General features: G+C 71.7%; 20 protein-coding genes and 1 tRNA gene. 12 read left to right on the top strand and 9 right to left on the bottom strand.

Features of this window, described 5'->3' with window-relative positions; all coding sequences use genetic code 11:
• Positions 1 to 22: 22 nt before the first annotated feature.
• The gene (locus M8C13_RS09320) at positions 23 to 1,171 is read right to left on the bottom strand and encodes an ABC transporter permease (RefSeq protein ID WP_252480098.1); all 1,149 of its coding nucleotides are present in this window, start codon (positions 1,169 to 1,171) and stop codon (positions 23 to 25) included.
• On the bottom strand, positions 1,168 to 2,100 hold the full coding sequence (locus M8C13_RS09315) for an ABC transporter ATP-binding protein (RefSeq protein ID WP_252480097.1): 933 nt from the start codon (positions 2,098 to 2,100) through the stop codon (positions 1,168 to 1,170). The genes M8C13_RS09320 and M8C13_RS09315 overlap by 4 nt, the downstream gene beginning before the upstream one ends.
• Positions 2,101 to 2,172: 72 nt before the next feature.
• On the opposite strand from M8C13_RS09315, the gene M8C13_RS09310 reads away from it, so the two are divergent.
• Positions 2,173 to 2,442 carry a helix-turn-helix domain-containing protein gene (locus tag M8C13_RS09310; protein ID WP_252480096.1) on the top strand — a complete coding sequence of 90 codons (270 nt, stop codon included), beginning with the start codon at positions 2,173 to 2,175 and terminating at the stop codon, positions 2,440 to 2,442.
• Complete coding sequence (locus tag M8C13_RS09305; RefSeq protein ID WP_252480095.1) at positions 2,439 to 2,948, top strand: hypothetical protein; 510 nt, start codon at positions 2,439 to 2,441, stop codon at positions 2,946 to 2,948. Before M8C13_RS09310 ends, M8C13_RS09305 begins: the two co-directional genes overlap by 4 nt.
• Here the strand turns inward: M8C13_RS09305 and M8C13_RS09300 are convergent.
• From M8C13_RS09300 to M8C13_RS09285, 4 genes are read right to left on the bottom strand one after another with little or no spacing between them, the layout of a single operon-like run.
• A complete protein-coding gene (locus tag M8C13_RS09300) occupies positions 2,936 to 3,535 on the bottom strand; it encodes a hypothetical protein (protein WP_252480094.1) in 600 nt (199 codons plus the stop codon). The two genes, M8C13_RS09305 and M8C13_RS09300, sit on opposite strands and share 13 nt — an antisense overlap.
• A gap of 16 nt (positions 3,536 to 3,551) precedes the next feature.
• The gene (gene ggt / locus M8C13_RS09295) at positions 3,552 to 5,375 is read right to left on the bottom strand and encodes a gamma-glutamyltransferase (protein WP_252480093.1); all 1,824 of its coding nucleotides are present in this window, start codon (positions 5,373 to 5,375) and stop codon (positions 3,552 to 3,554) included.
• Positions 5,376 to 5,411: 36 nt separating this feature from the next.
• The gene (locus tag M8C13_RS45350) at positions 5,412 to 7,976 is read right to left on the bottom strand and encodes a bifunctional lysylphosphatidylglycerol flippase/synthetase MprF (protein ID WP_252480092.1); all 2,565 of its coding nucleotides are present in this window, start codon (positions 7,974 to 7,976) and stop codon (positions 5,412 to 5,414) included.
• Positions 7,977 to 7,988: 12 nt separating this feature from the next.
• Positions 7,989 to 9,296, bottom strand: coding sequence for an esterase family protein (locus M8C13_RS09285; protein ID WP_252480091.1), 1,308 nt, complete (start codon positions 9,294 to 9,296; stop codon positions 7,989 to 7,991).
• Positions 9,297 to 9,400: 104 nt separating this feature from the next.
• Here M8C13_RS09285 and M8C13_RS09280 point away from each other — a divergent pair, with 104 nt between their 5' ends.
• The 6 genes from M8C13_RS09280 to M8C13_RS09255 all read left to right on the top strand — a co-directional run bounded on the left by M8C13_RS09280 (position 9,401) and on the right by M8C13_RS09255 (position 15,284).
• Positions 9,401 to 11,074: a beta-N-acetylhexosaminidase gene (locus M8C13_RS09280; RefSeq protein WP_252480090.1), complete on the top strand. Its 1,674-nt coding sequence runs from the start codon at positions 9,401 to 9,403 to the stop codon at positions 11,072 to 11,074.
• Positions 11,075 to 11,136: 62 nt separating this feature from the next.
• Complete coding sequence (locus M8C13_RS09275) at positions 11,137 to 11,478, top strand: hypothetical protein (protein ID WP_252480089.1); 342 nt, start codon at positions 11,137 to 11,139, stop codon at positions 11,476 to 11,478.
• Positions 11,479 to 11,534: 56 nt separating this feature from the next.
• Entirely contained in the window at positions 11,535 to 12,641 is a 1,107-nt protein-coding gene (locus M8C13_RS09270) for a PLP-dependent cysteine synthase family protein (protein WP_252480088.1), read from the top strand.
• Complete coding sequence (locus M8C13_RS09265) at positions 12,641 to 13,888, top strand: MFS transporter (RefSeq protein ID WP_252480087.1); 1,248 nt, start codon at positions 12,641 to 12,643, stop codon at positions 13,886 to 13,888. The genes M8C13_RS09270 and M8C13_RS09265 overlap by 1 nt, the downstream gene beginning before the upstream one ends.
• Before the next feature lie 318 nt (positions 13,889 to 14,206).
• Positions 14,207 to 14,536: a hypothetical protein gene (locus tag M8C13_RS09260; protein ID WP_252480086.1), complete on the top strand. Its 330-nt coding sequence runs from the start codon at positions 14,207 to 14,209 to the stop codon at positions 14,534 to 14,536.
• A 115-nt stretch (positions 14,537 to 14,651) separates the two neighbouring features.
• Positions 14,652 to 15,284: a TetR/AcrR family transcriptional regulator gene (locus tag M8C13_RS09255; RefSeq protein WP_252480085.1), complete on the top strand. Its 633-nt coding sequence runs from the start codon at positions 14,652 to 14,654 to the stop codon at positions 15,282 to 15,284.
• 26 nt (positions 15,285 to 15,310) lie between these two features.
• Here M8C13_RS09255 and M8C13_RS09250 read toward each other — a convergent pair whose 3' ends face one another.
• Positions 15,311 to 15,532 carry a DUF3618 domain-containing protein gene (locus tag M8C13_RS09250; RefSeq protein ID WP_252480084.1) on the bottom strand — a complete coding sequence of 74 codons (222 nt, stop codon included), beginning with the start codon at positions 15,530 to 15,532 and terminating at the stop codon, positions 15,311 to 15,313.
• Between the two features lie 118 nt (positions 15,533 to 15,650).
• Here M8C13_RS09250 and M8C13_RS09245 point away from each other — a divergent pair.
• Positions 15,651 to 15,724: transfer RNA gene (locus tag M8C13_RS09245), tRNA-Leu, on the top strand.
• A gap of 435 nt (positions 15,725 to 16,159) precedes the next feature.
• On the opposite strand, the gene M8C13_RS09240 is transcribed toward M8C13_RS09245, so the two are convergent.
• A complete protein-coding gene (locus M8C13_RS09240) occupies positions 16,160 to 16,849 on the bottom strand; it encodes a TetR/AcrR family transcriptional regulator (protein WP_252480083.1) in 690 nt (229 codons plus the stop codon).
• Positions 16,850 to 16,942: 93 nt separating this feature from the next.
• Between M8C13_RS09240 and M8C13_RS09235 the strand changes: the two genes are divergently transcribed.
• The 3 genes from M8C13_RS09235 to M8C13_RS09225 all read left to right on the top strand — a co-directional run bounded on the left by M8C13_RS09235 (position 16,943) and on the right by M8C13_RS09225 (position 19,697).
• Positions 16,943 to 17,671, top strand: a complete 729-nt coding sequence (locus M8C13_RS09235; protein WP_252480082.1) for an NAD(P)-dependent oxidoreductase — start codon at positions 16,943 to 16,945, stop codon at positions 17,669 to 17,671.
• 356 nt (positions 17,672 to 18,027) lie between these two features.
• Positions 18,028 to 18,924 (top strand): ParB/RepB/Spo0J family partition protein, encoded by an 897-nt coding sequence (locus M8C13_RS09230; RefSeq protein WP_252480081.1) that lies wholly within the window; start codon positions 18,028 to 18,030, stop codon positions 18,922 to 18,924.
• Between the two features lie 5 nt (positions 18,925 to 18,929).
• A complete protein-coding gene (locus M8C13_RS09225) occupies positions 18,930 to 19,697 on the top strand; it encodes a phosphotransferase (RefSeq protein WP_252480080.1) in 768 nt (255 codons plus the stop codon).
• Here M8C13_RS09225 and M8C13_RS09220 read toward each other — a convergent pair.
• Complete coding sequence (locus M8C13_RS09220; RefSeq protein WP_252480079.1) at positions 19,694 to 20,152, bottom strand: nucleoside 2-deoxyribosyltransferase domain-containing protein; 459 nt, start codon at positions 20,150 to 20,152, stop codon at positions 19,694 to 19,696. The two genes, M8C13_RS09225 and M8C13_RS09220, sit on opposite strands and share 4 nt — an antisense overlap.
• Positions 20,153 to 20,204: the final 52 nt, after the last annotated feature.

Raw genomic sequence — 20,204 nt, 5'->3', positions numbered from 1 at the left:
AGCTGGCCGGGGGCGCCGGGTTTCAGTTGCGGCTCAAGGCTTCCGCGAGTTTGGTGCGGGACCCCACCCGCAGCACGGTGTTCGCGTAGACGCGGCCGCCGAGCCAGAGCAGCAGGCCGATCGCGGGCAGCATCAGCCCGGCGGCGAGCAGCTGCTGCCACAGCGGGGCCGCGCCGAGGGCGGCCCTGATCGGCATCAGCATCGGCGCGAACGGCGGCAGCAGCGAGGCCCACTCGACCAACCGGTCGGCCGGGTTGCGCAGCAGCAGCGGCAGCCCGGCCGCGAACGGCAGGATGAGCAGCATCATCACCGGGGTGATCACCGACTGCATGTCCTCCTGCCGGGAGACCAGCGCACCGGTGGCGGCGAACAGCGTGGCGTAGAGGGTGAACCCGAGCAGGTACCAGCCGATCATCCCGGCCACCGTGCCCACCGTGCCCCCGGGCAGCGTCACCACCCCCGAGGCGGAAGCGGCGGCCAGTCCGGCCCCGGCGACCAGCGCGAGCTGGGTCAGCCCGACCAGGCCGATGCCGATCACCTTGCCTGCTAGCAGCTGCCAGGGCCGGACCGCGGCCAGCAGCAGCTCGACCACCCGGCTGCTCTTCTCCTCCACCACGCCCTGGGCCACCGTCACCCCGTAGCCGACCAGCGCGAAGTACAGCAGCATCGCGGTGGCGAAGGCCAGCATCAGCCGGGACCCGCGATCCGGGTCGGCCGGGGTCAGCGCGCGCACCTGGGCCGGTTCCGGCGCCCGCCCGGCCTGGTCCAGCACGGCCTTGACCGCGAGCACGTCCAGCGCGCCGCGCAGCTCCCGGTCGGTGTCCCGGTCCACCACCGCGGACACCCCGGAACCGTTGGCCAGGAACACATCCACCTCGCCCTCGCGGACCAGGCGCTCGCCCTCAGCGGCATCGGCCACCGGGCGCAGGGCCAGTTTCCCGCCGGTGGCCTGGAGCTGGGCCCGCAGCGCCTCCCCGGTCTGGGCGCTCTGCGCGGTGACCGCGGCAGTGCGCTCGTTGGTGCCACCGAGCGCGGAGAAGCCGACCAGGCCACCGACGATGGCCAGCATCAGCAAAGTGCCGAGCACGAAGGACTTGCCGCGCATCCGGGTGCTGATCTCGCGGCCGGCCACCAGCCAGACGCCCCGGGCCGGTCCAAGCTGGGTGTTCACGCGCCCGCCTCCTCGGTGACGATGTGCCGGTAGGTCTCAGTCAAGGTCGGTTGCCTGCGCCCGAACCCGCGCACCGGCCCGGTGCGCAGCGCCGCGGCCAGCACCAGCTGGTCGTCCGCGCCCTCGGCCAGCTCCAGCACCGTCTGTCCGTCCACTGTGGACACGGTGTGCACACCGGGGATCTGGTCGGCCCAGCCCGGCGCGGCCGAGGGCGCGTCCACCACCAGCCGCGCCGATCCCGCGCGCTGGAGGTCGGAAACGGTGCCACAGGCCACCATCCGGCCCTGCCGGACGATGCCGACCCGGTCGCACAGCCGCTCCACCAGGTCGAGCTGGTGACTGGAGAACAGCACCGGCACCCCGCGCGCGCACTGCTCGCGCAGCACCTCGCTGAGCACGTCCACCGCCACCGGGTCCAGGCCGGAGAACGGCTCGTCCAGCACCAGCAGCATCGGCCGGTACACCAGCGCGGCGGCCAGCTGCACCCGTTGCTGGTTGCCCAGGCTGAGCTTCTGCACCTCCTCGTCCCGCCGCTCGGCCACGCCGAGGCGGGCCAGCCACTCCTCGGTCTCCCGGCGGGCCGCCTTCGGGGTGAAGCCGTGCAGGCGGGCCAGGTAGGTCAGCTGCTCGCCGACCTTCATCTTCGGGTAGAGCCCGCGCTCCTCCGGCATGTAACCGATCCGGCGACGCCCGGCAAAACCCAGCGGCGCGCCGTCCCAGCGCACCTCGCCCTCGTCGGCGGTGAGCACGCCGAGCACGATCCGCATGGTCGTGGTCTTGCCCGCGCCGTTGCCGCCCACGAAGCCGAACAGCTCACCGGGCCGCACCAGGAAGCTCATCCCGTCCAGAGCCCGCCGCTGGCCGTAGCGCTTGCCGAGCCGATCCACCTCCAGGCCGAGATCCACTCCCACCGTCACTGATGCGTTCATGTGGCGAAGTGTTGTAAAAACCCAACAAGCTGTCAAGTTGTCCAACTAGCCGGTTGTGCCAGACTTAGCCCCGTGAGCCCAGTGCGACGGGGCAAGGACCTGCCGATCTACAACCGGCTCCCGGTGCTGCGCGCCGAAAGGGGCCTGTCCCGGGTCGCACTGGCCGAAGCGGTGGAGGTCAACCCGCAGACCATCGGCGCGCTGGAACGCGGCGACCACTACCCGAGCCTGGACCTGGCCTTCCGGATCTGCGAGGTGTTCGGGCTGCCGGTGGAGGCGGTGTTCAGCCGGCAGCCGTTCACTCCGCTGTCGGAGCAGGTCTATCGAGGGGGCGGGGCATGAGCCTGCGGGAGCGGTACACCGAGTTCGAGCGCCGCCGGACGGCGAAGTTCAGCCGCCAGTTCCCGGACTGGCGCACCAGGCGGCACCGGCGGCGGCTGGCCGTGCTGTGGACGCTGTTCCCGCTCGCGCTGATCGCGATCCTGCTGGTGGACCTGCGTGGCACCGGCTGGTTCCTGCCGCTGTGGCTGGGGGTCTACCTGGGCTGGCTGTCGGTGTGGGGCCTGCTGCGGGTGCTGACCGCGGCGCTCACCGAGACGATGTCGGCCGCCCTGGACGAGCGGCAGCGCCAGCTCAGGGATCGCGCGATCTTCCTCGGATACCACGTCGGGCTGCTCACGCTGCTCCCCGTGCTGGCCTACCTGCTGCTCAACATGCGCTCCCCGGCGGTCGGCGCGACCGGAGCCGTGCTGCTCGCGGTCGCCTTCGTGGTGATCGCCTCCGCGCCCACGGTGCTGCTGGCCTGGACGCTGCCGGACGACGATCCCGAGGACTTTCAGGGCCAGTAGGGCTGCGCCCGCTCCGCCGCGGCCGCGATCGCCGCGCCGTCCACCCTCGCCGTGGTGTCGACCGCGGCGCTCGCCCACTCCACCCGCAGCTCGAACCCGGTGTCCGGCAACGGGTGCAGCCACAGCTGGAAGTGCGAGTCCACCGTGCCGCTGTCCGCGGTGCCACCGTCCGGGCTGCACACCAGCAACGGCCCGGCGGGCTGTTCCTCCGGAGCCGACCCGACCGCGGCGACCTCGGTCCCGTCAGTCAGCCGCACGCTGAAGTGCGGGGCCGACTCGGTGGACGGATCCCGGTTCCAGCGCCGCCGGTGCGCGCCGAACAACCCGTCGTGCAGCTCCCACCAGGCGTCCTCGGCCAGCCCGTCCCGCCGCGCCGCCACCCGCACCTCGACCTGGCAGCCATTCGGATAGGCCCGCGCCCCGACCAGGAAGACCACCGCGTTCGGCGTCCTGGTCACCACCGCGTCCAGCGGCACCAGCACCCCCGGCACGTCCTCCGGCGGGCCGAGCCACACCGCCCGCGCGGGACGGGGCGGCTCGGCCGCGGGGGCAGGAGCGACATCCGGCTCGTCGTCGAAGAAGCCCATGCTCCGACCCTAGCGATCAGTGTCCCACCGGGAACAGCACCTTCGCGCTGCCGCCGCCGCGGCGCACGGGTTCGGCCACCGCCTGGATCCGGCCCCAGCCCAGGAACTCCAGCGCCGCCACGGTGCCGATCTCCGGGTTCGGGGTGAAGGTGGTGGACGGCAGCTCGAACTGGTGCCCGTAGGCCTCCAGCTCGGCGCGCTTGGGCGAGTTGAAGAAGGCGGGCTCGGCCTCGGTCTTGGCCCGGTTGCGCTGGGAGAGCCGGGGCGCGGCCACCGCCTGCGGCAGCGTCATGCCCAGGTCCAGCCGGTTGACCAGGGTCTGCAGCACGGTGGTGATGATGGTCGAGCCACCGGGGGAACCCAGGGCCAGCAACGGTTTGCCGTGCTTGAGCACGATGGTCGGCGACATGCTGCTGCGCGGCCGCTTGCCGCCATCGGGCGCGTTGGCCGGCCACGGCTGACCGGCGGCCGGGGGCGCGAAGTCGAAGTCGGTCAGCTCGTTGTTGAGCAGGAAACCGCGGTGCGGCACGGTGATCGCGCTGCCGCCGGTCTGCTCGATGGTCAGCGTGTAGGCCACCACGTTGCCCCAGGCGTCGGCCGTGCTCAGGTGCGTGGTGGAGGTGCCCTCGTAGCGGTCGGGGCCGGGCGCGGCGGTCTTGCAGCCGCCGGGCTTGAGCGGGTCGCCCGCCGGGGCCGGGTGCGGCATGGCCTTCCTCGGGTCGATCAGGCAGGCCCGGTCCTTGGCAAACTTGTCCGACAGCAGCGGTTTCAGCGGAACGTCCACAAAGGACGGATCGCCGAGCCACTTGTTCCGGTCCGCGTAGGCCAGCCTGCTGGCCTCCAGGTAGGTGTGCGTGGCCCCGTTGACGTCCTTGCCGGACAACGGGAACCGCTCCATGATGTTGAGCGCCTCGCCGACCGTGGAGCCGCCGGAGGAGGGCGGGGCCATGCCGTAGACGTCCAGCCCGCGGTAGCCGATCTTCGTCGGCGCGCGGTCCTCGGCCCGGTAGCGCGCCAGGTCCTCGGTCACCATCAGGCCGGGCCGCACCTTGATGGTGGCGCCCTCGGCCACCGGCGGCTGGTTCACCGTGTGCACGATCTCCCGGCCCAGCTCACCGCGGTAGAGCCAGTCCAGCCCCTTCTCCGCCAGGCCCCGGTAGGTCTCGGCCAGCTCCGGGTTGCGGAAGGTGCTGCCCACCTCGGGCAGCTTGCCGCCGGGCAGGAACAGCTTGGCGGTGGGCGCGATGGCCCGGAAGCGGTCCTCGTTCTGCCAGGTGTGGTCCCGGTACTCCTTGTCCACGGTGAACCCGTCGCGGGCCAGCCTGATCGCCGGGCGCAGCGTCTCGGCCAGGCTCTTGCGCCCCCACTTGTCCAGGGCGCGCTGCCAGGTCAGCGGGGTGCCGGGCACGCCGACGGACAGCCCGGAGGTGACCGCCTCCTCGAACGGGATGGCCTTGCCGTTCTCGACGAAGGAGTCCTTCTTCATCGCCTGCGGCGCGGTCTCCCGGCCGTCGATGGTGTGCACCTTCCCGGTGCGCGCCTCGTAGTAGACGAAGAACCCGCCGCCGCCGATCCCGGCGGAGAACGGTTCGGTCACGCCCAGCGCCGCGGCCGCGGCCACCGCCGCGTCGACCGCGTTGCCGCCCCGGCGCAACACCTCGATCCCGGCCTTGGTGGCGTCCTCGTCCACGGTGGACACCGCACCGCCGTACCCGGTCTGCGTCGGCTGCTTGCCGCTCTGACCAGCATCGGCGGCCAGCGCGACCGGCGCACCGGAGAGGGCTACCGCAGCCGTGGCGCACAGCACCGTTGCCGCGCGCAAGGGTCGTAGGGATCGCACGTCGCCGCCTTTCGCCGGTTTCGTTACCCGGGCAAACTAACGGCTCAACACCCTTCGCACCAGGCGTAGCCCCTGCCGAGGCCCCATATTCGGCAGATATGCCCGGCTGATCGCGTTCGCGATGCGCGGCAGCGCGGCCGGATCCGGGTAGGCCATGTAGAGCGGCTGGTAGGTCGGCTGGAACTTGGCCTTGAACGCGAACAGCGACCGGAACCCGTACACCGGCTCCAGCGCCCGCCCGGCGAAGTCCAGCAGCCGTTGCAGCGCGCCGGGCTGCTGACCGCGGTCCAGCCTGGCCAGCGGGGCGCCGGAGAGGCTGAGGAACTCCGCGCCCTCCTCCTTGAAGCTCAGCGCGGCCGAGGCGATCAGGAACTCCATCACGCCGCGGAAGCCGGTGGCCCGCCGCCGCATGAAGTCCAGCGTCCAGCCCACCACCTGCCCGTCCCGGTGCACCGGCAGCCAGCTGGTGATGCCGTGCACGGTCCGGTCGGCGTCCACCGCGACCAGGCAGCGAACCTCGGGGTCGTTCAGCTCGTCCAGGCCGCCCAGGGTGAAGCCCATCTCGGGCAGGCCCTTGTCCGCCACCCACTCCTCGGAGATCGAGCGCACCTGGTCGGTGATGGCCAGCGGCGCCTGGGGGTAGCTCCACCACTCCGCGGTGATCCCGGCCTTGCCCGCCTTGTTCAGCGCGGTCCGCACGTCCTGCCACTTCTTGCCGGTGAAGGCCAGCTCGGGCAGCGGCACCAGGGTGTCCTCGGCCACCTGCACCGCGCTCCAGCCGAACTCGCCGGTGGCCTGCTTGACCTGCTCGGTGACGCTGTAGAAGCAGGGCGTCCAGCCGTTGCGGGCGCAGAAGTCGGCGAACCCGCGCACCGCCTCGGTCCGCGCGGCAGGCTCGCCGACCGGGTCGCCGGTGGTGATCGCGATGGTGGCGACCACCCGGTAGGCCACCGCGGCCCGCTCGTCCTGGGTGAACCAGTAGTTGTTGCCGGGCCAGGTGGTCATGTGCGCCAGCGTGGAGCCGCCGAACTTCGCCGCCAGCTCGCGGGCGCGGGCGGCCGCGGTCGCGTCGGTCGGCGGCGCGGCCCGCCAGAAGGTGACCAGGAACCCGCCGAGCACCAGCAGCCAGAACACCACGCCCAGGTACTCGCACAGCACCTCGGCCGCGCCGCCGGTGGCGATGAACCGCACCGGGAACAGGTCGAGGTAGCCCGGCGGCAGGAACCGCGAGGGCGCGTCCGCCAGCAGGTCGCCGAAGCTGGGCCGGGGGTCGAACTGGTCCCGCCACAGGTACCCGCCGAGCACGTACAGCGCGCCGAGGGACAGGAACGCGGTCAGCACGAAGGCCAGCAGCCGCCGCCGGGACCGGCGCGGCCCGGTCACGGTGAACTGCCTGCGGGTGATGACCAGCCCGGCCAGCATGGCCACCGACAGCAGCAGCGGCATCGAGGAGTCGAACACCAGCTGCGCCTTGGTGTGCGGGGGCAGGCCGACGATGTCCTCGGCCGGGGTCAGCGCCAGGTCCACCACCGACTGCACGAACCAGACCAGCAGCGCCAGGTTGGCCACGGTGGCCGACCACCAGGCCAGCACCCGCCCCCGCCGCAGCCCCTCGGCCAGCACCAGCAGGAACAGCGCGGGCAGCACGGAGAGGATCGCGCTGGGCAGCCCGTCGAAACTGGCCCTGGCCCGGTGCTCGCGGCACTGCTCGACCAGCTCCGGATCCGCACAGACCGCCGCCACCTCCTCGGCGCTGGGGGTGGGCGCGGTCAGCACATCGCCCAGCGCCACCAGCGGCCCGGCGCTGTAGGGGTTGAGCAGCATGAACACCGGCCCCAGCGCGCAGGCCGCGAGCAGCAGCGCGACCAGCACCCTGGTCTCGGACCGGGACGGCGCGCCCAGCGTCTTGCCGACCCGCCCGAACATGGCCACCCCGGCGAGCAGGCCGACCAGCCCGCCGCACAGCCGCACCACGTCCTGGGCGTAACCGGAGAACAGCGCCAGCGTCACCAGCGCGACGATCAGCACCAGCCGCAACCGCCTGCGCCACAACGCGGGCAGCCGCGAGCTCAGCGCCAGTCCGAGCCCGACCGCGCCGGTGGACGGGCTCAGCGCCAGCTCCGCCGGATCGTCCAGGAAGTTCAGCCACAGCCAGCCGGCCAGCGAGCCGAGCTTGACCACCCCGATGCCCAGCAGGGTGCCGCCGGCCTGGGCGGCCAGGAACAGCACCGCGGTCCGCCCCGCGCCCAGCAGCCGCTCCCCCGCCGCGCCAAAACCCAGCAGCAGCACCGAACTGGCCAGGTAGCCGGTCAGGTCCAGGCACCACAGCGCGCTGCTGAGCGGCGCCCACCAGTGGCCATGGGCCAGCGAGCCGGTGCCGATGCCGACCTGCTGGAGCAGCTCCTCCGACGGCCCGTCCAGCAGGCTGCCGGTCAGCGCGCCCACGGTCCACAGCGCGACCAGGAACACCAGCGTCAGCGGCGCGTGCGCGAACAGCCCGAGCAGTGCGCGCAGCGCGGCCATGCCCTGGTGCGCCAACCGGACCGGGGCTCCTCGGCGCGGCGCGGGCGGACTATCCGCGTGACTGTCCTCAGTGGACACTTGTGGCTCCGATCATCGCGGGGTCAGTCCGGTGTGCTGGGCCAGCCACGGCAGCGACTGCGCCAGCGCGGGCCGCCACACCACCCAGTTGTGCGCGCCGGGCAGCTCCAGCCAGTCCACCTGCATGCCGGCCCGGCGGCAGGCCTTGAGCACGTCCTGCTGCTGCGGCCGGAACTCGCCGTCCTTGTTGCCGGAGGCGATCAGGCCCGCGGTCTTGGGGAACTTCGCGGTGGCCATGATGTCCAGCGGGTTGACCTTCTTGAACGCGGCCTCGTCCCCGCCGAAGGCCGCGTTCACGGTGTCCTTGCGGTTGCCCAGCGAGGGCTCGCGCTGCCCGGAGAGGTCGATGAAGTTGCGGTAGACCTCGGGCGCGCGCACCGCCAGTTGCAGCGCGCAGGTGCCGCCCTGGGAGAACCCGCCGATGGTCCAGGCCTGCGGCTCGGTCGCCACCTGGAGGTGCTGCCGGACCCAGTTCGGCACGTCCTTGGCCAGGTAGGTCTCGGCGTTGCCGAGCTTGGAGTCCAGGCACAGCGGGTTGGCCAGCTCGCTGCCCAGGTGGTCCGGCAGCACCACCACCGGCGCGAGGCCCTTGTTCTCCGCGGCGTAGTTGTCCATGGTCGTGCTCAGCTGGCCGCCGACCAGCCAGTCGGTTGGCGAACCCGGCTGCCCGGACAGCAGGACCAGCACCGGCAGCTTGGGCCGGGGGCTGGCCTGGTAGGCCGGGGGCAGGTAGACCCGGCCGGTGCGGGCGCCGAACCCAGCCGAGGACGGGATGGCCACCTCCGAGACCGTGCCCTGCGCGGGCAGGTCGGCCGGGGGCTGCCACACCTCGCTGAGCGCCTTGCCCGGCGGCACCAGCACGGTGCTCGCGGCGGGTTTGGCCGCCTCGGACAGGTCCGCGGTCTTGCCCTGCCCGCCGCCCAGCGCCGCGCCGACGGTCGGGAACTGGCCGAAGAACCGGTTCACATCGGCCGCCCCGCACACCGCGAGCACCACCACCGCCAGCGCGATGCCGATCCGGGCCGGCCAGCGCAGCGGCAACGCGCGGAACACGCCGAGCGCCAGGCCACCGGCGAGCACGGTGATCCACAGCGTCACGTTGGTCGGCAGCCGGTCGGCGAACGGCCGCCACAGCTGGTTGACCACCAGCTCGACCAGCAGGCCGAGCAGCACCATGCCGAGCAGCGCCAGCGGCACGATCCGCCGCCACCACACCCGGCGGCCATCGGCCAGCAGCACGGCGAAGGCGGCGCCACCGGCGAAGGTCAGCACGGCCGGAACCGCCCCGTCGATCAGGGACCAATCGAGCAGGCTCGCCATGCGCAACACCCTGGGTGCGCGCCACCTGGCGACACAACGCGACAACCTGTCGGTTCACCGATTGGAGCGGTTCGTGTCCCCGGAATTGGTGAAGTATGTGTCCTGTGACCGATCGACTCGCCACCCTGTTGCCCCGCCCCCGGAGCGCGCGTGGGCTCACCGGCACCTTCACCTTCACCGAGCGCACCAGCATCGTCGCTGGTCCTGGCGCTGACGGCAGCACCGACCTGGTGCGCCGCGCGCTGTCCTTCCTGCGCCTGCCGCTGCCCCAGCGCGGCACGCCCGAGCTGGGGTCGGTGGTGGTCACCCTGGACCCGGCCGCGCACGGCCCGGAGGGCTACCAGCTGCTGGTCCGGCCGGACCGGCTGGACATCGTGGCCGGTTCCACCGCGGGCGCGACCTACGCCGTGTCCACCCTGCGCCAGCTGCTGCCGGAGGTGGCCTGGCGGGCCGCCGCGGCCAGGGGCACGGTGTGGGAGCTGGCCTGCTGCGAGGTCACCGACGCCCCGGCCACCGACTGGCGCGGGGTGATGCTCGATGTGTCCCGGCACTTCCTGCCCAAGCGCGAAGTGCTGCGGATGATCGACCTGCTGGCCATGCACAAGCTGAACCGGCTGCACCTGCACCTGGCCGACGACCAGGGCTGGCGGATCGAGAGCGCCCGCTATCCCCAGCTGACCGAGCTGGCCAGCCACCGGCCGCACACCGCGCTCGGCCACGGCGCCGAGCACAGCGGCCACGACGGCACCCCGCACGGCGGCTACTACACCCGCGCGGACCTGGCCGAGATCGGCGCCTACGCGCAGGAGCGGGCGGTCACCGTGGTGCCCGAGCTGGACGTGCCCGGCCACGCCTCCGCGCTGCTGGCCGCGCTGCCCGAGCTGGGCTCGGTGCCCGGCGGCAAGTACGAGGTGCAGACCACCTGGGGCGTCTTCCCGAACCTGCTGTCCCCGCTGCCGGCGGTGGAGCAGGTGGTGGACGAGCTGCTCGGCGAGCTGCTGGAGGTGCTGCCCAGCCCGTTCGTCCACCTCGGCGGCGATGAGTGCCCGCTCGGCCAGTGGGAGGACAACCCGGAGATCCAGGCCTACCGCGAGTCCCGTGGCCTGCCGAACATGGCCGCGCTGCACGGCGACTTCCTGCGGCGGCTGGCCGACCGGCTGGCCGGCCGGGGCGTGCGCGCGGTGTTCTGGGACGAGGCCTTCGGCAGCGGCGGGCTGCGGCCGGACTCGATCGTGATGGCCTGGCGCGGCGACGAGGTGGCCCGCAAGGCCGCGGCCGCCGGGTTCCAGGTGGTGCGCACCCCGGTGTTCCCCACCTACCTCGACTACTACAGCGACGACGACCCGAGGGAGCCGCTGGCCATCGGCGGCCCGGTGCGGCTGGCCGACGTGGCCGCGCTGGACCCGCGTCCCGCCGCCTTCACCGAGGCGGAGAACGCCAACGTGATCGGCGTGCAGGCGCAGCTGTGGAGCGAGTACCTGCCGCACGCCCGGCTGCTGGACTACCGCGCCTTCCCCCGGGTGTGCGCGCTGGCCGAGGTGGCCTGGACGGGTGCCCCGTCGACCTGGCCGGAGGAGCCGGAGCGGGTGCGCGCGCAGCTGTCCAGATTGGACGCCGCGGGCGTGGAGTACCGGCCGCTGGGGGACCCGAAGCCTTGGCAGCGCGGCGGAACCGGCGCCCGCGCCTTCCGCTCCGGCTACCCGATGGCCGAGGTCACCAGGGCGCTGGACGAGCTCGCCGCCGAAGACAACCCGGAAGGCCTACAACCTTCGTCGTGACCGGCCCGTGACCCGGCCGGCCGGTCCGGTACGTTGGCGGTGTGCGTCGCGCCCGTCCCTTGGTGGCACTGCTGCTCGGGGTCCTCTACCTCACTCTCCACCTCGGTGGCGAGTGCTTCGTGGCGCACGCCGCTGACGTGCATTCCCATGCACACAACAGTTCCACCGCCGATCACGGCCAGCACGACTGCGACGGCGACCACCACGACGGCACCGACGAGCTCTGCCTCGCGCTGCCCCGCGGCGACCAGCTGACCAACGTCCCGGTCCTGCCGGACCTGGCCGTCACCGCGCCGATTTCCCTTGCCCCGCAAGCGTTGTCCGCGCCCACCTGGTGTCCCGTCCCCATATCTGTCCACAGTAGACAGTCGATCCAGCTGGTCAACTGCGTGTTCCGGACCTGAGCAGCAGCCGGTAACCCGCCTTCACCCGTACCTCTTTCCCGAGGAAGAACCACGTCATGGATCTGCTGCTGCCTCCTGCCCGCACGTCCCCGGCCCAGCTGCTCACCAGCGCGCCGCGCTGCCAGAACCTGCGCGCCGCGGTCGGCAACACCCCGGTGTTGTGGATCGACGAGCCCTTCGCCAAGCCCGGCAACGGTTTCTGGGCCAAGCTCGAAGGCGCCAACCCCGGCGGCATGAAGGACCGCCCCGCCCTGCACATGGTCGAGTGCGCCCGCCGCCGCGGTGAGCTGGCGCCCGGCGCGATGATCGTCGAGTCCACCAGCGGCACCCTCGGCCTCGGCCTGGCGCTGGCCGGGATCGCCTACGGGCACCCGGTCACCCTGGTCACCGACCCCGGCATGGAACCGATCCTGCACCGGCTGCTCACCGCCTACGGCGCGCGGATCGAGCTGGTCAGCGAGGCACACCCGACCGGCGGCTGGCAGGAGGCCAGGCGGCAGCGGGTGGCCGAGGTGCTGGCCGTCAACCCCGGCGCGTACTGCCCCGACCAGTACCACAACCCGGACAACGTGGCCGCCTACTCGGCGCTGGCGCTGGAACTGGTGGCCCAGCTCGGCCGGGTGGACGTGCTGGTGTGCTCGGTGGGCACCGGCGGCCACTCCGCCGGGGTGTCCCGGGTGCTGCGCGAGTTCTGCCCGGACCTGCGCCTGGTCGGGGTGGACACCGTCGGCTCCACCATCTTCGGCCAGCCGGCCCGCCGCAGGCTGATGCGCGGCCTGGGTTCCAGCATCTACCCGCGCAACGTGGCCTACGCCGCCTTCGACGAGGTGCACTGGGTCGCGCCGGGCGAGTCGGTGTGGGCCAGCAGGGCGCTGGCGCGGACCAGCTTCGCCACCGGCGGCTGGAGCGTGGGCGCGGTGGCGCTGGTCGCGGGCTGGCTGGCCCGCAACGCCGAACCGGACACCCGGATCGCGGCGATCTTCCCGGACGGCCCGCAGCGCTACTACACCACGGTGTTCAACGACGACTACTGCAACGCGCACGGCCTGCTGGACGGCCCGCCGCCCACCGGCCCGGCCGAGATCGCGCACCCCGGCGAGGCCGAGGTGACCTCGTGGACGCGCTGCCGCACCGTGCTCGACCCCGCCCCCGGAGCGCCGTGATGCAGGTCCTCACCCAGTACCGGTCCTTCCCCAGGCCGGTCCGCCTGCTGCTGGTCAACCAGCTGACCATCAACCTGGGCTTCTACATGCTGATGCCCTACCTGGCCGCGCACCTCTCCGGCGGTCTCGGCCTGGCCGCCTGGCTGGTCGGGCTGGTGCTCGGCGTGCGGAACCTGTCCCAGCAGGGCATGTTCCTCTTCGGCGGCGCGCTGGCCGACCGGTTCGGCTACAAGCCGATGATCATCGCGGGACTGTCGCTGCGCACGGTCGGTTTCGGGCTGCTCGGTTTTGTGGACAGCCTGCCCGCGCTGATCGCCGCCTCGGCCGCCACCGGACTGGCCGGGGCGCTGTTCAACCCGGCTTCCAGGGCCTACCTGACCGCGGAGTCGGGTGAGCGGCGGGTGGAGGCGTTCGCGCTGTTCAACGTCTTCTACCAGGTGGGCATCCTGATCGGGCCGCTGATCGGGCTGCTGCTGACCGGGGTGGCCTTCTCACTGACCTGCCTGGTCGCCGCGGTGGTCTTCGCCGTGCTGACCGTCCTGCAGGTCAAAGAGCTGCCCGCGCGGTCGGCCCCCGGTGGCGGCGGCAGTGTGCTCGGCGGGGTCGGCGAGGCGGTGCGCAACCGGCCGTTCCTGTTGTTCTCGGTGGCCATGATCGGCTCGTACGTGCTGTCCTTCCAGATCTACCTGACCCTGCCGTTGCAGGTCAGGGCGATCGCGGGCAGCGAACTGGCCGCCACCATCGGCGTCGGCGCGCTGTTCGCGGTGTCCGGGCTGGTCGCGGTACTCGGCCAGCTGCGGATCACCGCCTGGTGCCGGGCGCGCTACGGCCCGGCCCGGTGCATCACGCTCGGGCTGGCGCTGATGACCGGCGCGTTCCTGCCACCGCTGCTGACCGGCCTGCTGGACCCCCAGCAGCAGGGCGGCCCCGGCCTGTGGCTGCCGGTGCTGCTGCTGACCACGCTGCTGCTCACGGTGGGCACGGTGGTGACCTATCCGTTCGAGATGGACACCATCGCCGCGCTCTCCGGCGGCAGGCTGGTCGCCACGCACTACGGCCTGTACAGCACCCTGTCCGGCATCGGCATCACCATCGGCAACCTGGTCGCCGGCCGCGCGCTCGACCTGGCCGGATCGGCAGGGGTACCGGCGATCCCGTGGCTGACGCTGCTGGTGCTGGGCCTGCTCGGCACGTTCGCCGTGCACCGGATGGACCGTTCCGGACGGCTCACCCCGGTGCCGGTGTGAGTGTTGCGGGTGGCTCCCGATTCCGCGTCGACCGGGAGCCGCCCGCACCTCCCGCATGCCCCTTCGACACGGGAAGTCCGGCAGCAGGCGGCGATCAGCCCCGCCACGGTCGCGCTGCCCCTGCTCGACCATGGCGGGACCTCGACCGGACCGCGCCGTTGCCCGGGATATCTGTCCGGCCCCTGCTCGGGTTACACAGGCAAGACAGGTCCACTCGGACGAGTGAGTACGGCCGTCCGGGGGATGTCAGCCGCCAACCCGTCATGCGCGTCCCCGCCGGGTCTCTCACCATGGGACGAGGCCGAGCGGGAGGCGTCAATGGACCACACACCGATCACCGTCGACTACATGCCCGAAGGCGAGGACTGGACCGTCACGGTCCGGTACGGCCAGCTGGAGGAGGCGGCCACCGCGCCAGGCCTGATCGCCGCCCGCGACCAGGCGGACCAGATCCTGGAGCGGATCGCCCCCGGCATCCCCAGCCGGGCGGTGCACCTGCTCGACGGCGACGCCTTCGCCTTCACCACGGCCTACCTGCACGCGCGGCACGGCCTGACCCCGGTGGCCGATGCGCCCACCCAGCCCGACGGCGAGGAAGTGGAAGAAGCGGAAGAACAAGGCGCGCAGGCCACCACCAACACCGGCTGACCTTCCACTTCGGACGACCGGTTGACACCCCAGGCCGCACCGCGCCCCTAGGATGGCAGGACACGGGCGGTCACGTCGCCGACACGGGCGCCGGCGGCGGTGAGAGGGGGCAGGTTTGGCGACTGCGCCAGGCACTGAGGAGTTGCACGGCAGCAGCCGAGCCAAGGAAGCAGGTGGAGCGCCCCGGGGCAGACCGCGCGACGCGACCCGCGACGACGCCCTGCGCAAGGCCACCCTGGAAGTGATGGCCGAGGTCGGCTACCGCGCGCTGACCATGGACGCGGTCGCGGCCAGGGCCAAGGCGGGCAAGGCCACCATCTACCGCCGCTGGGAGTCCAAGCTCGAACTGGTCATCGACACCTGCAACGAGCTGGTCAGCCGCAGCGTCCCGGAACCCGACACCGGTTCGGTCGCCGGCGACCTGCGCGAGTTCCTGCTGGGCTACGTCGACTTCCTGACCGGCCCCTCCGGCAAAGCGGCCCAGGCCCTGGTCGGCGAGCTCCCGCACGAACCCGAACTGGCCACCGCCTTCCGCGACAGCTTCCTCACCGGCCAGCGCGGCATGCTGCGCCGCATCCTGGAACGCGGGGCCGAACGCGGCGAGATCAACCGGCACGCACCGCTGGGCATGGTGAACGAGCTGGCGGGCGCCACCCTGACCTACCGCCTGATGCTCACCGGCGAGCCCATCGACGAGGCGTTCGTCGACAAGCTGCTGGAGCAGGCCCTGCTACCGCTGCTCAACTGACCCCGCGGCAGCAGGCCCGGCCCCACTCAGCGGAAGATCTTGCGCACCAGCGCGAGCACCACCAGCACGCCAAAGGCGATCAAGGAGTACTTGATCCGCGGGTCGTCCAGCTTGGACTTCACCGCGGCCTTGGACTCATCCACGAACTTCTTCGGATTCGCCCGCACCGCCAGCTCGTCCAAGGTCGCGGCCAGCGAGTCCCGCGCCTGCTCGATGTCACGCTGAATGCTCTCCGGATCCCGAGCCACAGGTCCCTCCTCGCAGGACGAATGTCTGACGCGGGATCACGGTAGCCCCAACCCGCCACGCCGCGTCACCCAGTCCGCCTCCACCCGGCAGGTGTCGCCGGTTAGGCTGTACGCCGACGGGGCCGTAGCCCAATTGGCAGAGGCACACGGTTTAGGTCCGTGCCAGTGTGGGTTCGACTCCCACCGGCCCCATTCCGTCGCCTGGGTCGCCCCTGCTCGCGCTGCGCGCTTCGCCGGGGCGACTCGATTCATCACACCGGGGGTGCGACCCCCGGACCCCGCCCGGCGGGCTCTGCCCCCGGACCCCCGGTCGCTTCGCGGGGGTGTCGCCGTGGTTCTCCGCTCGTCTTGATCTTTCGCTCCTCGTGGTTTACCTGGGTTTCCTACCTGCGGTTTTGTGTTGTTCCGGACCGGTTGGCGTCTTTCCGGTTGTTCTGGCGCACTACCGCGCGACCAGTCCGGGAAGTGGCTGCCTCGCGCGAGTCGCCCTGCCTTGGCCGTCTCGATGGCGGGCGGGGCGACACCATGATCGTGTCGGTGGCGTGGGCGCGATGGCGATGACCGACACACGCTCGCCGCCCTCACCAGCCTCGCCGCCAATCGCGACACATTGCCGGTGCGGCGGTACTACGACTCGCGGCGGGACGGGAAGCTGGTGGTCGTCGCCGAGGTGGAGCCGCTGTCCGGGCGGCCCGAGCCCGAACTGCTCGATGGCGTGGCGGAGGTTCTGGTGGAACTGCCGCCGCCGCCCTGATCCGCCGAGCCCAGTGTGCTGAGCACGATGGTGACCGCCGCCGTCACCGCCTTGGCCCGGGTTGTCCTGCCCTCGGCCGCCGCGGTGGCCAGGCCGTCCAGGGCGTGGAACAGGCCGGTGACGATCGGTGGGGTGGCTGGGGCGAAGGGGCGGAAGGCCGCGCGGAGCTCGTCCCGGTACAGCTGCTCCGACTGGTGGCGGAAGTGGCGGGTTTCCGGGTGGCCGGAGAGGGCCGCTTTGATCTCCGCGCATTCGGGGCCCGCGGCGAGCAGGCCGTCCACGTAGGCCGTGACGACCGCGGTGGCCACCTGGTGGAGTGAGCCTGCCCGGGTCCGCGCTGCGCGCATGGCCTCGCTCAGCTGCTCGTCGTAGTCCCGGTACAGGGCCAGGAGCAGGCCCTCTCTGGTGGTGAAGTGGTCGTAGGCGACGGGGCGGGAGACGCGGGCGCGTTCGGCGAGGCGGACCAGGGTCAGGGCGGCGGCGCCCTCGGTGGCGATGATCTCGGTGGCGGTGTCCAGGAGCTGCCTGCGGCGGTCCTGGCGGTTGAGGCGTTGGTCTGCCATGCGCTTATCCTACAGAACGTAGGTTACGTTTTGTAGGTTGGAGGACATGTGGAGCAGGTTGCGGTGGTGGGGGTCAATGCCCGTGGGACTGGGTTGGCCGGGGCACTGGGGGTGGTGGCCGGCGACTCGTTCGACGCGGGGTTGGTGGTGTTGTGTGCGGCGGACCACGAGGAGCTGTGGGCGTTGCTGGCGCGGGATCTTGGTGGGCGGGACCTGGTCAACCTCACCTCAGGCACCAGCGGGCAGGCGCGGGAGACCGCCTCGCGGGTGGCGGCCAGGGGTGGGCGGTACCTCGACGGGGCGCTGATGGCCCATCCCGAGCACGTGGGCAGGCCGGAGACGGAGCTGGTCTACAGCGGGGACGCGGCGGTGTTCGAGAAGCACCGAGCAGTGTTGGAGCGGCTGGGTAACGCGACCTATCTCGGCGCGGATCCGGGCACGGCGGCCCTCTACGACATCGCGCTGCTCAACTTCGCCTGGGCCACGCTCATCGGCTACCTGCACACCGCCGCGCTGCTCACCGCGGACGGGGTGCGGGCGAGCGAGGTCACGCCGATGCTCACCCGGTGGCTGCGCGGCACCGTCTCCGAAGTTGTCGCCGACTACGCAGAACAGGTGGATCACGGTGCGTATCCGGGCGAGCAGGAGTGGCTGGAGCTGGACTGGCCGCTGATGGCGAACCTGGTGCGGGCCAGCGAGGAGCGCGGGCTGGACCCGGCGTTGCCGCGGCTGGTGGAGTCGCTGACCGCGCGGGGTGTCGCGGCTGGTTTCGGCTCGGCCAGCTTCGCGAGCTTGGTGGAGGTCATCCGGGGTGCGGCTTAGTTGTCCGGTGTCGCGAATGCCGGTGCCGGACTAAATTCACGCACACGCGAAACCCGCTGGATACCGGCCATTCGTTGCTGATCTCGGCCAAACCCGATCACCGTAACCAGTCTTGACAGTGGCCTGGCGGGTAGGTTACGTCTGGTTCTTATCACGGTTCGGTTTCGGACCGGCTCCGTTGGGGAGATCAGAACTGGGGATGCACTTGGGGCTGTCGCGCAAACGTTCTTTCTGCTAGCGGTTAGGCCACACGAGACGGCGCTGGGGAGGCGGTCTACGTGCAGGACGACGTCGGGCAACTGGAGCGAGCGGAACATTTGACGAGTCCGGTCCGGGCTGGCGGCCGCACTCGGATCGTGCCGATCAGCAGTCTGAGCTTGCGGGATTCGCCGCGGTCGGCCGGGGCCGATGCCGAGCACGTGGCGAAACTGGCCGGTTCGGCGGGTGCGCTGCCGCCGATTCTGGTGCACTGGCCGTCCCTGCGGGTGATCGACGGCGTGCACCGGGTGCGGGCCGCGATCCTGCTGCGGCGGACCGAGATCGAGGCGGAATTCTTCGAAGGCAGTGAAGCCGAAGCATTTGTGCTGGCCGTGCGGCTCAACACCATGCACGGCCTGCCGCTGACCCTGGCGGATCGGCGGGCCGCGGCGGAGCGGATCATCGCGGCCACCCCGGAATGGTCGGATCGGGTGGTCGGCGGCACCACCGGACTGTCGCCGCGCACGGTGGCCACGATCCGGGCCCGTTCGAATCCCGGAATTGCGCAGTCGAACACCCGGATCGGCGCGGACGGCCGGGTCCGGCCGATCAGTCCGGCGGCTGGCCGGATTCGCGCCTCCCGGTTTGTCCGGGACAACCCGGACGCCTCGTTGCGGCAGATCGCCAAGGAGGCCGGGATTTCGCTGTCCACCGCGCGCGATGTGCGGATGCGGCTGAACCGGGGTGAGGATCCGGTCGCCCGGCGCAAGCCCGCCGGACCGGCGGTCGCGGCGGCGGAGGAGGATTCTTCGCGGCTGGCGCGGATCGGCGCGATCGTGCAGAGCATGAACAGCGATCCGAGTTTGCGGCTGACCAGTTCGGGCCGGACGCTGCTGCGCTGGATTCACCTGCAAGCCGGTGCGCTGCACAGCCTGTACAGCGCGATCGACGGCCTGCCCGCGCATTGTTCCGATCCGGTGGCCAAACTCGCCCAGTACTACGCGGAAGCGTGGAAGGAGATCAACCGTCGGCTGGAGACCCCGCCGGAAGAATAGTTAGGGTGGCGCTCGTGGAAGAAATCCTCACCGGCGGCAACATGACCAGCGTGGTGAAAGTGGGTGACACGGTCCGGCGGGCCGCCGGGCCGTGGACCCCCTCGGTGCACGCGCTGCTCGACCACCTGCGGCGGCGCGGGTTCGACCGCGCACCGGAAGCGCTGGGCCTGGATGAGCAGGGCCGGGAGGTGATCAGCCTGCTGCCGGGCGCGGCGGCGCACTACCCGCTGCCCGCGCACGTGCTCAGCGACCGCACCCTCATCGCGGTCGCGGAGCTGCTGCGCGACTACCACGAGGCCACCGCCGACTTCCGGCCACCGGACGACGCGGTCTGGCAGCTGCCCGCGCACGAACCGGTGGAAGTGCTGTGCCACAACGATTTCGCCCCGTACAACCTGATGTTCGAGGGAGATCGGCTTTCCGGGGTCATCGACTTCGACACGGTCTCCCCCGGTCCTAGGGTGTGGGATCTGGCGTACACGGCCTACCGGTTCGTGCCGCTGACCGACCCGGATAATCACGATGTGCCCTATCCGGGTCTCGCCGAACAGCGCAGGCGGCTGACGTTGTTCGTGGCGGCCTACGGAATGGACGAGATCACCCCTGGCCAGGTGGCCGCGACGGCCGTCCTGCGGCTTCGGGAAATGGTCGAGTTCATCGTGACCCGGGCCGGGAATGGCGATCCGGCGCAGCAGCGGGTGCTCGAGCTCGGCCACCACCTGCTCTACGAACGGGATATCGCCTATCTGGAAGCGAACCGGCTCGCGGATTAGGCGGCCAGCACCAGGAGCGCCTGGTCGAGTGCGTCCGGCAGGGTCTCGGCCTGGGGCACGCCGAACAGCTCGGCGGTGCCGCGGAGATAGGCCATCTCGGCGGCTTCCGGCGGCGCGCCCAGCACGGCCTTGCCGGAACGGGCCCAGAGGCCGAACTCGAAATTGGAGGTCAGGCCGGGCAGTTCCGGCAAAACCCGGGGAATCCAGAACACGATCGCGTCGGCGTGCGCGCCGGCCTGCCAGTCCCAGCGCAACTGCACCTCGACCGGAACGGCCGGTTCGCCCGGCCGGGACTGCGGGTGCAGCACCACTCCGGCGAACTGGACCTTCCGCAGATGGGCGCAGGCCTCATCGCGCCAGGACGCGGTGGAGTTCCGCGGTGAAGGACCGGCCAGGAATAGGCGCGGACCGCTGGTGACCGACTCGACGGGATCAGGGCAATGGAGGACGCGCACCCGGCGAGCGTAAGGCGAATCGACGTGTTTGCGCGCTCTCCGCCCGCTCCGG

The organism is Crossiella sp. SN42 (assembly GCF_023897065.1).
Classification (GTDB): domain Bacteria; phylum Actinomycetota; class Actinomycetes; order Mycobacteriales; family Pseudonocardiaceae; genus Crossiella.
This window is presented reverse-complemented; position numbering and strand designations above follow the sequence as displayed.